Source organism: Pseudomonas sp. WMBT8 (assembly GCF_050916005.1).
In the GTDB taxonomy this organism is placed as follows: domain Bacteria; phylum Pseudomonadota; class Gammaproteobacteria; order Pseudomonadales; family Pseudomonadaceae; genus Aquipseudomonas.
Map to the genome: position 1 here is coordinate 1,230,645 of NZ_CP188096.1, position 13,785 is coordinate 1,244,429.

The following is a 13,785-nucleotide window of genomic DNA, read 5'->3' on the forward strand; positions in this document are numbered from 1 at the left end:
CGTCAGATATGCAGGATGAATTCGCGAACCAGCTTGCTGCCGAAATACGCCAGCATCAGCAGGCAGAAACCGGCCAGGGTCCAGCGGATTGCCTTGTGCCCACGCCAACCCAGGCGATTGCGGCCCCACAGCAGTACGCTGAACACCACCCAGGCCAGGCATGCCAGCAGGGTCTTGTGCACCAGGTGCTGGGCGAACAGGTTCTCGACGAACAGCCAACCGGAAATCAGCGACAGCGACAGCAGCGTCCAGCCGGCCCAGAGAAAGCCGAACAGCAGGCTTTCCATGGTCTGCAGCGGCGGGAAGTTCTTGATCAGCCCGGAAGGGTGCTTGTGCTTGAGCTGGTGGTCCTGCAAGAGCAGCAGCAATGCCTGGAACACGGCGATGGTAAACATGCCGTAGGCCAGGATCGACAACAGGATGTGCGCGAGGATGCCCGGCTCTTCATCAATTACCTGCACCGTGCCGGTGGGGGCGAATTGTGCCAGCAGCACCGTCAGCATGCCCAGGGGAAAGAGCAGCAACAGCAGGTTTTCCACCGGGATCCGCGCGCAGGCCAGCAGCGTCAAGGCGATGACCGCGGCGGCAATCAGGCTGGCGGCGCTGAAAAAATCCAGGCCCAGGCCCACTGGCGTCATCAGGTGGGTGAACAGGCTGGCAGCGTGGGCCACCAGGGCGAGCACGCCGAGGCCGGCCAGCAGGCGTTTGTCCGCCCTGGCGCGTTGGGCCAGGCGGGTGCCCTGATAGAGGGTCGCAGCGGCATACAAAAGTGCGGCGGCGAGACTGGGTAGCAAACTGGGTGACAAAGGGAGCATAAATCCTGTTAGGCAAGCCCGAAAGCCGATGAGTTTGGCACACACCTGCGTTCCACGAAAGACCACTGGGCCAGACAGCGGGTGTGCATGGCGGCAGTCTTCGCTATAATCCGCGACCTGCCCACGCCGCAGGCTCGCCGAGCGCTGTTTTTAATAGCGATTTATCACAGCCTGGGCCGCCATTACCTCGGTCTACCGATGCACTTCGATGAATAGGGCCTGAAAGGATCGCGCATGTTTGAAAACCTGACTGACCGTCTCTCGCAGACGCTGCGCCATGTCACCGGCAAGGCCAAGCTGACCGAGGACAATATTAAAGACACCCTGCGCGAAGTGCGCATGGCGTTGCTCGAAGCCGACGTTGCCTTGCCTGTGGTCAAGGATTTCGTCAACTCGGTCAAGGAGCGTGCGGTTGGCACTGAAGTGTCCCGCAGCCTGACGCCGGGCCAGGCCTTTGTGAAGGTCGTGCAGGCCGAACTCGAAAGCCTGATGGGCGCGGCCAACGAAGACCTGAACCTCAGCGCCGTGCCACCGGCCGTTGTGCTGATGGCCGGTTTGCAGGGGGCGGGCAAGACCACCACCGCTGCCAAGCTGGCGCGCTTCCTTAAAGAGCGCAAGAAAAAGTCCGTGATGGTGGTGTCGGCCGACGTCTACCGTCCGGCCGCGATCAAGCAGTTGGAAATGCTCGCCGGGGAAATCGGCGTGACCTTCTTCCCGTCCGACCTGAGCCAGAAGCCGGTCGACATTGCCAACGCTGCTATTAAAGAAGCCAAGCTCAAATTCATCGACGTGGTGATCGTCGATACCGCCGGTCGCCTGCACATCGATGAAGAGATGATGGGCGAGATCAAGGCGCTGCATGCTGCGATCAACCCGGTAGAAACCCTGTTCGTGGTCGACGCCATGACCGGCCAGGATGCGGCCAACACCGCCAAGGCCTTTGGTGATGCGCTGCCTTTGACCGGCGTGATCCTGACCAAGGTCGACGGTGATGCCCGTGGCGGTGCCGCACTGTCGGTGCGCGCAATTACCGGCAAGCCGATCAAGTTCATCGGCATGGGCGAGAAGACCGAAGCGCTCGAGCCGTTCCACCCGGAGCGGATCGCCTCGCGGATCCTCGGCATGGGCGACGTGCTCAGCCTGATCGAGCAGGCTGAACAAACCCTCGACAAGGACAAGGCCGACAAACTGGCCAAGAAGCTGAAGAAGGGCAAGGGCTTCGACCTCGAAGACTTCCGTGATCAGTTGCAACAGATGAAGAACATGGGCGGCCTCGGCGGCCTGATGGACAAGCTGCCGAACATCGGCGGTGTGAACCTGGCGCAAATGGGCAATGCCCAGGGCGCGGCAGAGAAGCAGTTCAAGCAGATGGAAGCCATCATCAACTCCATGACCCCGGCCGAGCGCCGTGACCCTGAGCTGATCAGCGGTTCGCGCAAACGTCGGATTGCCATGGGTTCCGGCACCCAGGTGCAGGACATCGGTCGCTTGATCAAGCAGCACAAGCAGATGCAAAAGATGATGAAGAAATTCTCGGCCAAAGGCGGCATGGCCAAAATGATGCGTGGCATGGGCGGTATGATGCCCGGTCGTGGTATGCCGAAGATGTAAAGAATTCGCGCAAGAGTTCGCTCTTGCGCAGACCCACAGGGATGTGGGATCTCCAGCAAACCCGCCGTTGGCGGGAGCTGACTCGCCGTTTTAACCGACGGCTCTATAGCAGATCTGAATGGCACGCGGTCAGGCGCCGGAAAAAGACATTTGCAAAAGTCCGGATATTCCTTAGAATATGCGGCCTTTCGGGCACCCATGCCCGCTGTGCATTTAGATTTGCAGCACCGACTACAGGAACGATGTTCACATGCTAACAATCCGTCTTGCCCTTGGCGGCTCCAAAAAGCGCCCGTTTTACCACTTGACCGTAACCGACAGCCGCAACCCGCGTGACGGTTCGCACAAGGAACAGGTTGGTTTCTTCAACCCTGTTGCTCGTGGTCAAGAAGTTCGTCTGTCCGTGAACCAAGAGCGCGTAGCCTACTGGCTGAGCGTTGGTGCACAGCCATCCGAGCGTGTTGCCAAGTTGTTGAAGGACTCGGCTAAGGCCGCAGCCTGAGCAATATGAACGCGACGCCAGCTGTTGCTGATGATTTGATCGTTATCGGCAAGATTTACTCTGTTCATGGCGTTCGCGGCGAAGTGAAGGTGTATTCCTTTACTGATCCGACTGAAAACCTGTTGCAGTACAAGACCTGGACGCTCAAGCGCGAAGGTAGTGTGAAACAGGTCGAGCTGGTCAGTGGACGCGGGAACGACAAGTTCCTGGTCGCAAAGCTCAAGGGTCTCGATGATCGTGAAGAAGCGCGTCTTCTGGCCGGTTATGAGATCTGTGTGCCGCGCAACCTGTTCCCTGAATTGACCGATGGCGAGTACTACTGGTACCAGCTGGAAGGTCTGAAGGTTATTGATCAACTTGGGCAATTGCTCGGGAAAATCGATCATCTTCTGGAAACCGGCGCCAATGATGTAATGGTGGTCAAGCCTTGCGCTGGCAGCCTGGATGATCGCGAACGCCTGTTGCCGTATACCGAGCAATGCGTGTTGGCCGTCGACCTGGCAGCGGGCGAGATGAAGGTGGAATGGGACGCGGACTTCTAAGCGTGGCTAATTTGCGCATTGAAGTGATCAGTTTGTTTCCCGAGATGTTTTCCGCCATCAGCGAGTACGGCATCACCAGTCGGGCGGTGAAACAAGGGCTCTTGCAGCTTACTTGTTGGAACCCGCGAGACTACACGACGGATCGACATCACACTGTGGATGATCGCCCTTTTGGCGGTGGCCCGGGCATGGTGATGAAGATCAAGCCCCTGGAAGACGCCCTGGTTCAGGCCAAGGCAGCAGCAGGGGAGAAGGCGAAGGTAATTTACCTGTCCCCTCAAGGCCGCCAGCTGAAACAGGCTGCGGTACGCGAACTGGCGAATGAGGAAGCACTGATCCTGATTGCCGGTCGCTATGAAGGCATTGACGAGCGTTTTATTGAAGCTCATGTCGATGAAGAGTGGTCGATTGGGGACTATGTCCTGTCTGGCGGTGAGCTGCCGGCGATGGTCCTGATAGATGCGGTTACACGACTGCTGCCTGGAGCTTTAGGGCATGCGGACTCCGCGGAGGAAGATTCCTTCACGGATGGTTTGCTGGATTGCCCGCACTACACCCGACCGGAGGTGTATGCGGATCAGCGTGTTCCCGACGTGTTGCTAAGTGGCAATCACGCACACATCCGGCGTTGGCGTTTACAGCAGTCCCTTGGTCGGACCTATGAACGACGCGCCGATCTTCTGGAAAGCCGCTCGCTTTCTGGAGAAGAGAAGAAGCTGCTCGAGGAATACATCCTCGCGCGGGACGATAGTTAACAACGTATCGATGGTAGATCCGACGATTTACCTTAGGAGCACAGCATGACTAACAAAATCATCCTTGCACTCGAAGCAGAGCAGATGACCAAAGAGATCCCTACCTTTGCCCCGGGCGACACCATTGTCGTTCAGGTGAAAGTGAAGGAAGGCGACCGTTCGCGTCTGCAAGCGTTCGAAGGCGTAGTAATCGCCAAGCGTAACCGTGGTGTGAACAGTGCTTTCACTGTTCGTAAAATCTCCAACGGTGTTGGCGTAGAGCGTACTTTCCAGACCTACAGCCCGCAAATCGACAGCATGGCCGTTAAACGTCGCGGTGACGTACGTAAAGCCAAGCTGTACTACCTGCGTGACCTGTCCGGTAAAGCAGCTCGCATCAAGGAAAAACTGGCTTAAGTCCAGCTTCCCGATGCAGAAAAAAGCAGCCTACGGGCTGCTTTTTTGTGCCTGAAATTTGCCCATTGCCCGGAACCCGTTCATGACCACCCGCCTCGAAGAAATCCAGCGCCGCACCGACCTGTCCGTGACCCACGTGACCAAGGCCGTATTCCCGCCGACCACCAACCACCACAACACCCTGTTTGGCGGCACTGCGTTGGCCTGGATGGACGAAGTGTCGTTCATCACCGCCACGCGTTTTTGCCGTTTGCCGCTGGTGACGGTGTCTACCGATCGTATCGACTTCAATCATGCGATACCGGCCGGTTCCATCGTCGAGCTGATTGGCCGCGTGATCAAGGTTGGCAACACCAGTCTCAAGGTGGAAGTGGAAGTATTTGTCGAGAGCATGAGTGCCGATGGCCGCGAGAAGGCGATCCAGGGTGTGTTCAGCTTTGTCGCAATTGATGACGATAAGCGGCCGGTGCCGGTGTTGCCTGGGTTTGTGGATTGACCCGTAGGAGCCGGCTTGCCGGCGATGAGGACCGCAGCAACACCGCAGTACGTGAGACCGCCATCGCCGGCAAGCCGGCTCCTACATAGAGCGCGGCTGCGATAGGATCTACCCATTCTTTTCTCCGTTCGAGCGCCCATGCCCGCCATTGACCACCCCCTGATCGACCGCTTCCTCGACGCCCTCTGGCTGGAAAAAGGCCTGTCGGACAACACTCGCCAGTCCTACCGCAGCGACCTGGCCCTGTTCAATGGCTGGTTGCTGGAGAAAAACCTCGAACTGAGCCATGCCGGGCGCGAGTTGATTCTCGATCACCTGGCCTGGCGTCTTGAGCAAAACTACAAGCCGCGCTCCACTGCACGATTCCTCTCGGGAGTGCGTGGGTTTTATCGCTATTTGCTGCGGGAAAAGCTGATTGCTGTCGATCCGACCCTGCAAGTCGATATGCCGCAGCTCGGCAGGCCGTTGCCCAAGTCCTTGTCAGAAGCCGACGTCGAGGTCCTGCTGGCCGCGCCCGACCTGAGCGAAGCCATCGGCCAGCGTGACCGCGCCATGCTGGAAGTCTTATATGCCTGCGGCCTGCGCGTCACCGAGCTGATCAGCCTGACCCTGGAGCAGGTCAACCTGCGCCAGGGCGTGTTGCGGGTGATGGGCAAGGGCAGCAAGGAGCGCCTGGTACCCATGGGTGAAGAGGCGATCGTGTGGGTCGAGCGCTACATGCGCGATGCCCGCAGCGAGTTGCTCGGCGGGCGCCCCAGTGACGTGCTGTTTCCCAGCCTGCGCGGCGAACAGATGACCCGCCAGACCTTCTGGCATCGCATCAAGCACCAGGCCAAGGTGGCCGGGATCGGCAAGTCGCTGTCCCCCCATACCCTGCGCCATGCATTTGCCACCCATCTGCTCAACCATGGCGCGGATTTGCGCGTGGTGCAGATGTTGCTGGGCCACAGCGACCTGTCGACCACGCAGATTTATACCCACGTGGCGCGCGCAAGGTTGCAGGACCTGCATGCCAAACATCACCCGAGGGGCTGACAGGCCCCAATTTGGCCGTCGGCGTCTGCCCTGACGCCCAATTGTGGTAGGCTTTGCCGGTTTGCAAAGGGGACGGTCCCGAGCCGTGTTTCCAGATCGGCGTCCTGGCCTTCGTCCCTGCATCTGCCTTCAGGAGTTCCCATGCGCTTGACCCAGATTTTTGCCGCCGCAGCCATTGCGTTGGTCTCAACCTTTGCCGTCGCCGATGACGCCGCCGAGAAGACAATCCGTAAGAGTCTGGAAAGCCTCCAACTCGAAACCCCGGTCGAAAGCATCAGCGCCAGCCCCATGGCCGGCCTGTATGAAGTCAAGCTCAAGGGCAGCCGCGTGCTGTATGCCAGCGCCGACGGCCAGTACATCGTCCAGGGCTACCTGTTCCAATTGAAAGACGGCAAGCCGGTCAACCTCACCGAGAAGGCCGAGCGCCTGGGCGTGTCCAAGTTGATCAACGCCATCCCGGTTGCCGAAACCGTGGTGTACCCGGCCATTGGCGAGACCAAGACCCACATCACCGTGTTCACCGACACCACCTGCCCGTACTGCCACAAGCTGCACGCCGAAGTGCCTGAGCTGAACAAGATGGGCGTCGAAGTGCGCTACGTCGCGTTCCCGCGCCAGGGCCTGGGTTCGCCGGGTGACAAGCAGTTGCAGGCGGTGTGGTGCTCGGCTGACAAAAAAGGCGCCATGGACAAGATGGTCGACGGCAAGGACATCAAGGCTGCTGCCTGTGCCAACCCGGTCTCCAAGCAGTTCAACCTGGGCCAGTCGATTGGCGTGAACGGTACGCCGGCCATCGTCTTGGCTGACGGCCAGGTCATTCCGGGCTACCAGCCGGCCCCACAAATCGCCAAACTGGCGCTGGGTGCCAAATAAACAGTATCGTCGAGCCTTTGACGGTCAGACCCGCCGACTCGTCGGCGGGTCATTAATAGCGAGCCGCAGTTGTGCGGCTGTTTTTCACGGCCGACCTTGAGTCGGCCGTTTCATGGGGAGTTCTTCAGTGAAACCGGTCAAAGTAGGCATCTGTGGGTTAGGGACCGTCGGTGGCGGCACCTTGAACGTACTTCAGCGTAATGCTGAGGAAATTTCCCGCCGTGCAGGGCGTGGGATTGAAGTGGCACAAATTGCCATGCGTACGCCAAAGCCTCAGTACCAAACGACCGGTATTGCGATTACCAACGATGTCTTCGACGTGGCCACAAACCCTGAAATCGATATCGTCATCGAACTGGTCGGCGGCTACACCGTCGCCCGTGAGTTGGTGCTCAAGGCCATCGAAAACGGCAAGCACGTGGTTACCGCCAACAAGGCGCTGATTGCCGTGCATGGCAACGAAATCTTCGCCAAGGCCCGCGAGAAGGGCGTGATCGTGGCGTTCGAAGCCGCAGTCGCTGGCGGTATCCCGGTGATCAAGGCGATCCGCGAAGGCCTGTCGGCCAACCGTATCAACTGGGTGGCCGGCATCATCAATGGCACCGGTAACTTCATCCTTACCGAAATGCGCGAGAAGGGCCGTACCTTCGAAGACGTGCTGGCCGAGGCCCAGGCCCTGGGTTACGCCGAAGCCGACCCGACGTTTGACGTGGAAGGCATCGACGCAGCGCACAAGCTGACCATCCTGGCGTCCATCGCCTTTGGGATCCCGCTGCAGTTCGACAAGGCCTACACCGAAGGCATCACCAAGCTGACCACCGCCGACGTGAACTACGCCGAAGCCCTGGGCTACCGCATCAAGCACCTGGGCGTGGCGCGCAGCACCGCTGCCGGTATCGAATTGCGCGTACACCCGACCCTGATCCCGGCCGACCGCCTGATCGCCAACGTCAATGGCGTGATGAACGCGGTGATGGTCAATGGTGATGCGGCCGGTTCGACCCTGTTCTACGGCGCTGGCGCCGGCATGGAACCCACCGCTTCGTCGGTGATCGCCGACCTGGTGGACGTGGTCCGCGCCATGACCAGCGACCCGGAAAACCGCGTGCCGCACCTGGCGTTCCAGCCGGATTCGCTGTCGGCCCACCCGATCCTGCCGATCGAAGCCTGCGAAAGCTCCTACTACCTGCGGATCCAGGCCAAGGATCATCCAGGCGTGTTGGCCCAGGTGGCCAGCATCCTCTCGGAGCGTGGCATCAATATTGAGTCGATCATGCAGAAGGAAGTCGAAGAACACGACGGCCTGGTGCCCATGATCCTACTGACCCACCGGGTGCTGGAACAGCACATGAACGATGCCATCGCCGCCCTGGAAGCCTTGCAAGGCGTGGTCGGGCCGGTGGTACGGATCCGTGTCGAACACCTGAACTAACGATAGGTTGCAGAGGCCCCGCAGGTTCGGCGGCCTCTGTTCAAGAATGTTGTAGAGGAGCCAGTCATGCGTTACATCAGCACCCGCGGCCAGGCACCGGCCCTGAATTTCGAAGACGTCCTGCTCGCAGGCCTCGCCACTGACGGCGGCCTGTACGTGCCGGAAAACCTGCCACGCTTCACCCAGGAAGAAATCGCCTCCTGGGCCGGCCTGCCATACCACGAGTTGGCGTTCCGGGTCATGCGCCCGTTCGTCACCGGCAGCATCCCCGATGCTGACTTCAAGAAGATCCTCGAAGAAACCTACGGCGTGTTTTCTCACAACGCCATCGCCCCGCTGCGCCAGTTGAACGGCAACGAATGGGTGCTGGAGCTGTTCCACGGCCCGACCCTGGCGTTCAAGGATTTTGCCCTGCAATTGCTCGGCCGCCTGCTGGACTACGTGCTGGAGAAACGCGGCGAGCGCGTGGTGATCATCGGTGCCACCTCCGGTGATACCGGCTCGGCGGCCATCGAAGGCTGCAAGCACTGCGAAAACGTCGACATCTTCATCCTGCACCCGCACAACCGTGTATCGGACGTGCAGCGCCGGCAGATGACCACCATCTTTGGCGAGAACATCCACAACATCGCGGTCGAAGGCAACTTCGACGACTGCCAGGAAATGGTCAAGGCCAGCTTTGCTGACCAGAGCTTCCTTAAAGGCACGCGCCTGGTTGCGGTGAACTCGATCAACTGGGCGCGGATCATGGCCCAGATCGTCTACTACTTCCACGCATCGCTGCAGTTGGGCGGGCCGGCGCGTTCGGTGTCGTTCTCGGTGCCGACCGGCAACTTCGGCGATATCTTCGCCGGCTACCTGGCGCGCAATATGGGCCTGCCGATCAACCAGTTGATCGTCGCCACCAACCGCAACGACATCCTGCACCGCTTCATGAGCGGCAACCAGTACGTCAAGGAAACCCTGCACGCGACCTTGTCGCCGTCGATGGACATCATGGTCTCGTCGAACTTCGAACGCCTGCTGTTCGACATGCACGGTCGTAACGGCGCGGCCCTAGCCGGCCTGATGGACAGCTTCAAGCAGGGTGGCGGTTTCAGCGTCGATCAGGAGCGCTGGACCGAGACCCGCAAGCTGTTCGACTCCCTGGCCGTGGACGATGCCCAGACCTGCGAGACCATCGCTGAAGTCTATGCCCAGACCGGCGAGCTGCTGGACCCGCACACCGCCATTGGCGTCAAGGCCGCACGCGAATGCCGGCGCAGCCTGGATATCCCGATGGTGATCCTCGGCACGGCCCACCCGGTGAAATTCCCTGAGGCGGTGCAGAAGGCCGGCGTCGGCAAGGCCTTGGAGCTGCCGCCGCACCTGGCTGACCTGTTTGAGCGGGAAGAGCGTTGCACGGTATTGCCTAATGATCTGACGGCTATTCAGGCGTTCGTCAGCCAGCATGGCAATCGTGGTAAGCCGCTCTGAGTCTTGGCTGACTCAATGTTGTTTGCTTGAAAAAAACGGCGTTTACCCCGTGATGGGAAACGTCGTTTTTATTTGGGGTACATCGCTCACCGAAGCACCAATGTGGGAGCGGGCTTGCTCGCGATAGCCGTGTGCCAGGCGCAGTATGTGCTGGCTGACCCACCGCAATCGCGAGCAAGCCCGCTCCCACAGGGGGTGTCGCTTGGTGTAAGGCTATGCTGTGTGCGCAATAACCAACAAGGAAACCCCCACGGTGCGGTTCACGACCCGATGGCGCCAGTGCCTCCTGAGCATGCTCTTGCTCGGTCATCTGCCTGCAAGCCTGGCCGCCGTCAGCCTGCCGTTCAACCTGGTGCCGGCGTTTATCACCCTGGCGCCCATGCCCCTGGCACCCGCCGAGCAGCAATGGCTGGCGCAGCATCCCAGCTTGAAAGTGGGGATCTCCATCGATGATTACCAACCCATCGATATCACCCGTGATCACAATCGCTACCAGGGCATCAGCGCCGACTACCTGAGCCTGGTGGGCGCGCGGCTTGGCGTGCCGATGCAAGTGATGGGTTTTGCCGAGCGGGCCCAGGCCGTGGAGGCGTTGCGCAGCGGGGCTATCGATATCCTCACCAGTGCCAACGGCTACGAGCGGGATGTGCCTGGCCTGGCCTTTACCCCGGACTATATGCCGGACCGTTCAGTGGTGGTGGTGCGCACTGACGAGGCCATGCAAGACGACCTCAAGGGCAAGAAAGTCGTGTTGCTTGATGGTTACGCCAACGTCAAGAACGTGCATGCGGCGTACCCGCAAAGCCATATCATGCTCGCGCCCAACCTCTACAGCGGCCTGGAGGCCTTGGCCCAGGGCGATGTGGATGCGTTTATCGGCAATGAAGTGATCGTGCGCGCCTACAAGTCCCTGCGGCCTTACCTGGGTATGCAGATCAAGGAGCAGAGCCGCCTGGCGCCGATTGGCTTTGCCTTCGCCACGCGCCAGGCCGACCCCTTGTTGGGCCGTATGCTGGACCGCGCGCTGCACAGCATCGATGACTCGGTCCGCCGTGAAATCCTCGCCCGCTGGACCACCGGCCTGGGGGTGGACGTTGACGGTGAGCGCATCCCCCTGACCGCCGCCGAGCAGGCCTGGATGCTGCGCCATCCCCAGGTGCTGGTGGCGGCCCAGCAATATTCGCCGTATGTATTCAAGGACAAGGACGGCCGCTGGGTCGGGCTGAACGTAGATCTGCTTAATCGCCTGTCGCGCATGACCGGTTTGCAGTTCGTCCTCGAGGAAGTGTTTTCCACCGCACAAACCCTTGAGCTCTTGGAAAACCACGCGGCGGACATGAGTACCACCCTGGTGGAAAACACCGAGCGCCGGCGCTTTCTGGATTTCAGCCATGGGTTTGGCGGCGCCGGCTGGGTGTTCGTCGAGCGGGCCGATGCACCGCCGGTGATCAACCTGCGACAGCTCTCGGGCAGGGTCTTGGCGCTGCCCGCGCGGCATGTGCTGGAGGCTTATATCCGCCGCGAATATCCGACGATCCGCCTGCGCCTGGTGCCCAACTACACCGAGGCCCGCGCCCTGGTGGCCCGGGGAGACGCCGCCGCGACCATCCAGAGTGAAGTGGAAGTGCAGAGCTACCCGGCCGATGAATTGCGGGCCGGTCGCAGCGTCGATGGCAAGTGGTCCAGTGACAGCCTGGCGGTGCGCAAGGACCATCCCGAGCTGCTGAGTATTTTGAACAAGGCCCTGGAAGCCTTGCCGGTGGCCGAGTTGAGTGCCCTGCGCCTGCGCTGGATGGGCGCGGTGGCGGTGCCGGTGCCGGCTTGGCAGCGTGTGCCATCGTGGGCCTACTGGACGGTCGCCACGGCGCTGCTGTTTGTGCTGGTGTCGCTGGTCTGGAACAGCCGGCTCAAGCGCCAGATCCGCCAGCGCGTCGAGGCCGAGCGGCGGCTCAATGACCAGTTGGCCTTCAAGCGGGCCTTGCTCGACGGTATCCCCAACCCGGTATTTGTGCGCGACCTCGCTGGCCGCCTGGTCACCTGCAACAAAAGCTATGAACAACAGTTGGCGACCCGGCTTGACCAGATTCGCGGCCTGACCCTGCCGCAGAGCGCAGTGCTGCCCGCCGCCACGGCCTTGCGTCTGCATACCGGGCACATGGAGCAACTGGCCACGCAGCAGTCGCTGTTTATCGACCGCCAGCTGGAGTTCAATGGCGGCATCGCCCATGTCTATCAATGGACCGTGCCGTTTTATGATGCCCAGGGCCAGTTGCAGGGGCTGCTTGGTGGTTGGGTCGACATCAACGAGCGCAAGGTCCTGGAAACCCAGTTGATGGATGCGCGGCGCGCCGCCGATGAAGCGAACTTCGCCAAGAGTGCCTTTGTGTCGAACCTCAGCCATGAGATCCGCACGCCGATGACGGCGATTATCGGCCTGCTGGAACTGGAGCAGGAACGCGCCCTGGCCTCGGGCGCACCCGTCTCCGAGGCGCTGCAGGTGGCCCATCGTTCGGCGCGGGAGTTGATTGCCTTGATGGGCGATAGCCTGGACCTGGCGAAGATCGAGGCCGGCCACCTGCAACTGGCGCCACAGACCACCGACCTGAAAGGGTTCTTCGAGGGCATCCAGCGGCTGTTTGAAGCCACGGCGCAGAAAAAGGGCCTACACCTGACCCTGGCTTTCGATCCCCAGGCGCAAGGCTTTTACTGGTTCGACCCGCTGCGCCTGCGCCAGGTCATGCATAACCTTTTGGGCAATGCGCTCAAGTTCACGCAGCACGGAGAAGTGCGCGTGCGTGTCGCCTGCCAGTTGGATGGCGAGGGGCATGAATACTTGCACCTGTGCGTCGAGGACACGGGCCCCGGTATCGGCGTCGACCAGCAGGCGCGGGTGTTCAAGCCGTTTATCCAGGGCAGCCCGCTGACGGCAGCCGAACATGGCGGTACCGGCTTGGGCTTGAGCATCTGCCAGCAACTGGTGGACTTGATGGGCGGGCAAATCACCCTGCACAGCGTCCTGGGCGAAGGCACCACCGTGTGTATCGACCTGCGCCTGGACCGGGTCGGCAGTGACGACCTGCCCGCGCCGGTGGCCGCAGCGTCTTTGCTGCCGGCAGATCGGGCATTGTCGGTGTTGATTGTCGACGACCTGTCGGCCAACCGCCTGGTGCTGGCCCAGCAGTTGCAGTTCCTCGGGCACCAGGTGGTCGCCGTGCACAGTGCCGAGGCGGCGTTGCAGCGCTGGCGCAGCGAGGCGTTCGATGTGCTGGTGACCGATTGTCATATGCCGGGCATGTCCGGTTTTGCCCTGGCCGAGGCCATTCGCCAGATAGAGGCCCAGGAGCAGCGCCCGCGCTGTGCGTTGGTCGGTTGCACCGCCGATGCCCAGGAAGACGAGGGCCAGCGCGGCCAGCGGGCGGGCATGGATGCGCTGCTGGTCAAGCCGGTGACCCTGGAGCAGTGGAACCAGGTGCTGGCCCGGGTCACGGCGGTGCCTGCCTTCGACTTGCAGGCCCTGCGCAAGATGACCCAGGCCGACGGTCCGATCCTGCAAAGCATGTTGCAGGAGTTGGCCAATAACCTTGAGCACGAGCACCACCTGTTGGGCCACGCCATGGCCGAACACGACTTGGCGCAATTGCGGGCCAGCCTGCACCGCCTCAAGGGCATTTGTTGCCTGGTGGATGCGCTGCCATTGGCCAAGGCCTGTATTGCCCTGGAAAGCAGTGCGCGCGAGTACCGTGAGGATGAGTTGGCGCAGCGCTGGCAAAATGTTTGCGTGGCCATACGGGTGTTGCAGGAGCAAATCCGGCCATATCTGAACAGGCAAGAATAGGACGCGTCCTATGGGGT

At 60.9% G+C, this 13,785-nt stretch carries 12 protein-coding genes; 11 read left to right on the forward strand and 1 reads right to left on the reverse strand.

Going from position 1 to position 13,785, the window contains the following annotated elements; all coding sequences use genetic code 11:
- Positions 1–2 precede the first annotated feature (2 nt).
- A complete protein-coding gene (locus ACO77H_RS05335) occupies positions 3–815 on the reverse strand; it encodes a cytochrome C assembly family protein (protein ID WP_407073441.1) in 813 nt (270 codons plus the stop codon).
- A 234-nt stretch (positions 816–1,049) separates the two neighbouring features.
- Between ACO77H_RS05335 and ffh the strand changes: the two genes are divergently transcribed.
- The 11 genes from ffh to ACO77H_RS05390 all read left to right on the forward strand — a co-directional run bounded on the left by ffh (position 1,050) and on the right by ACO77H_RS05390 (position 13,768).
- On the forward strand, positions 1,050–2,426 hold the full coding sequence (gene ffh, locus ACO77H_RS05340) for a signal recognition particle protein (RefSeq protein ID WP_029296179.1): 1,377 nt from the start codon (positions 1,050–1,052) through the stop codon (positions 2,424–2,426).
- 250 nt (positions 2,427–2,676) lie between these two features.
- The gene (gene rpsP, locus ACO77H_RS05345; RefSeq protein ID WP_003175899.1) at positions 2,677–2,928 is read left to right on the forward strand and encodes a 30S ribosomal protein S16; all 252 of its coding nucleotides are present in this window, start codon (positions 2,677–2,679) and stop codon (positions 2,926–2,928) included.
- A 5-nt stretch (positions 2,929–2,933) separates the two neighbouring features.
- Positions 2,934–3,470, forward strand: a complete 537-nt coding sequence (gene rimM, locus ACO77H_RS05350; RefSeq protein WP_010565276.1) for a ribosome maturation factor RimM — start codon at positions 2,934–2,936, stop codon at positions 3,468–3,470.
- Positions 3,452–4,225 carry a tRNA (guanosine(37)-N1)-methyltransferase TrmD gene (trmD, locus tag ACO77H_RS05355; protein WP_024077235.1) on the forward strand — a complete coding sequence of 258 codons (774 nt, stop codon included), beginning with the start codon at positions 3,452–3,454 and terminating at the stop codon, positions 4,223–4,225. The genes rimM and trmD overlap by 19 nt, the downstream gene beginning before the upstream one ends.
- 45 nt (positions 4,226–4,270) lie before the next feature.
- Positions 4,271–4,621: a 50S ribosomal protein L19 gene (gene rplS / locus ACO77H_RS05360; RefSeq protein WP_003175895.1), complete on the forward strand. Its 351-nt coding sequence runs from the start codon at positions 4,271–4,273 to the stop codon at positions 4,619–4,621.
- An 82-nt stretch (positions 4,622–4,703) separates the two neighbouring features.
- Positions 4,704–5,117 carry an acyl-CoA thioesterase gene (locus ACO77H_RS05365; protein ID WP_057437995.1) on the forward strand — a complete coding sequence of 138 codons (414 nt, stop codon included), beginning with the start codon at positions 4,704–4,706 and terminating at the stop codon, positions 5,115–5,117.
- Between the two features lie 138 nt (positions 5,118–5,255).
- Positions 5,256–6,152 (forward strand): site-specific tyrosine recombinase XerD, encoded by an 897-nt coding sequence (gene xerD / locus ACO77H_RS05370; protein ID WP_432755121.1) that lies wholly within the window; start codon positions 5,256–5,258, stop codon positions 6,150–6,152.
- 141 nt (positions 6,153–6,293) lie between these two features.
- The gene (gene dsbC / locus ACO77H_RS05375) at positions 6,294–7,025 is read left to right on the forward strand and encodes a bifunctional protein-disulfide isomerase/oxidoreductase DsbC (RefSeq protein ID WP_170058310.1); all 732 of its coding nucleotides are present in this window, start codon (positions 6,294–6,296) and stop codon (positions 7,023–7,025) included.
- Between the two features lie 127 nt (positions 7,026–7,152).
- The gene (locus ACO77H_RS05380; RefSeq protein WP_029296281.1) at positions 7,153–8,457 is read left to right on the forward strand and encodes a homoserine dehydrogenase; all 1,305 of its coding nucleotides are present in this window, start codon (positions 7,153–7,155) and stop codon (positions 8,455–8,457) included.
- Between the two features lie 66 nt (positions 8,458–8,523).
- Positions 8,524–9,933 (forward strand): threonine synthase, encoded by a 1,410-nt coding sequence (gene thrC / locus ACO77H_RS05385; RefSeq protein WP_170058311.1) that lies wholly within the window; start codon positions 8,524–8,526, stop codon positions 9,931–9,933.
- 292 nt (positions 9,934–10,225) lie between these two features.
- Positions 10,226–13,768: a transporter substrate-binding domain-containing protein gene (locus ACO77H_RS05390; RefSeq protein ID WP_172314945.1), complete on the forward strand. Its 3,543-nt coding sequence runs from the start codon at positions 10,226–10,228 to the stop codon at positions 13,766–13,768.
- Positions 13,769–13,785 lie beyond the last annotated feature (17 nt).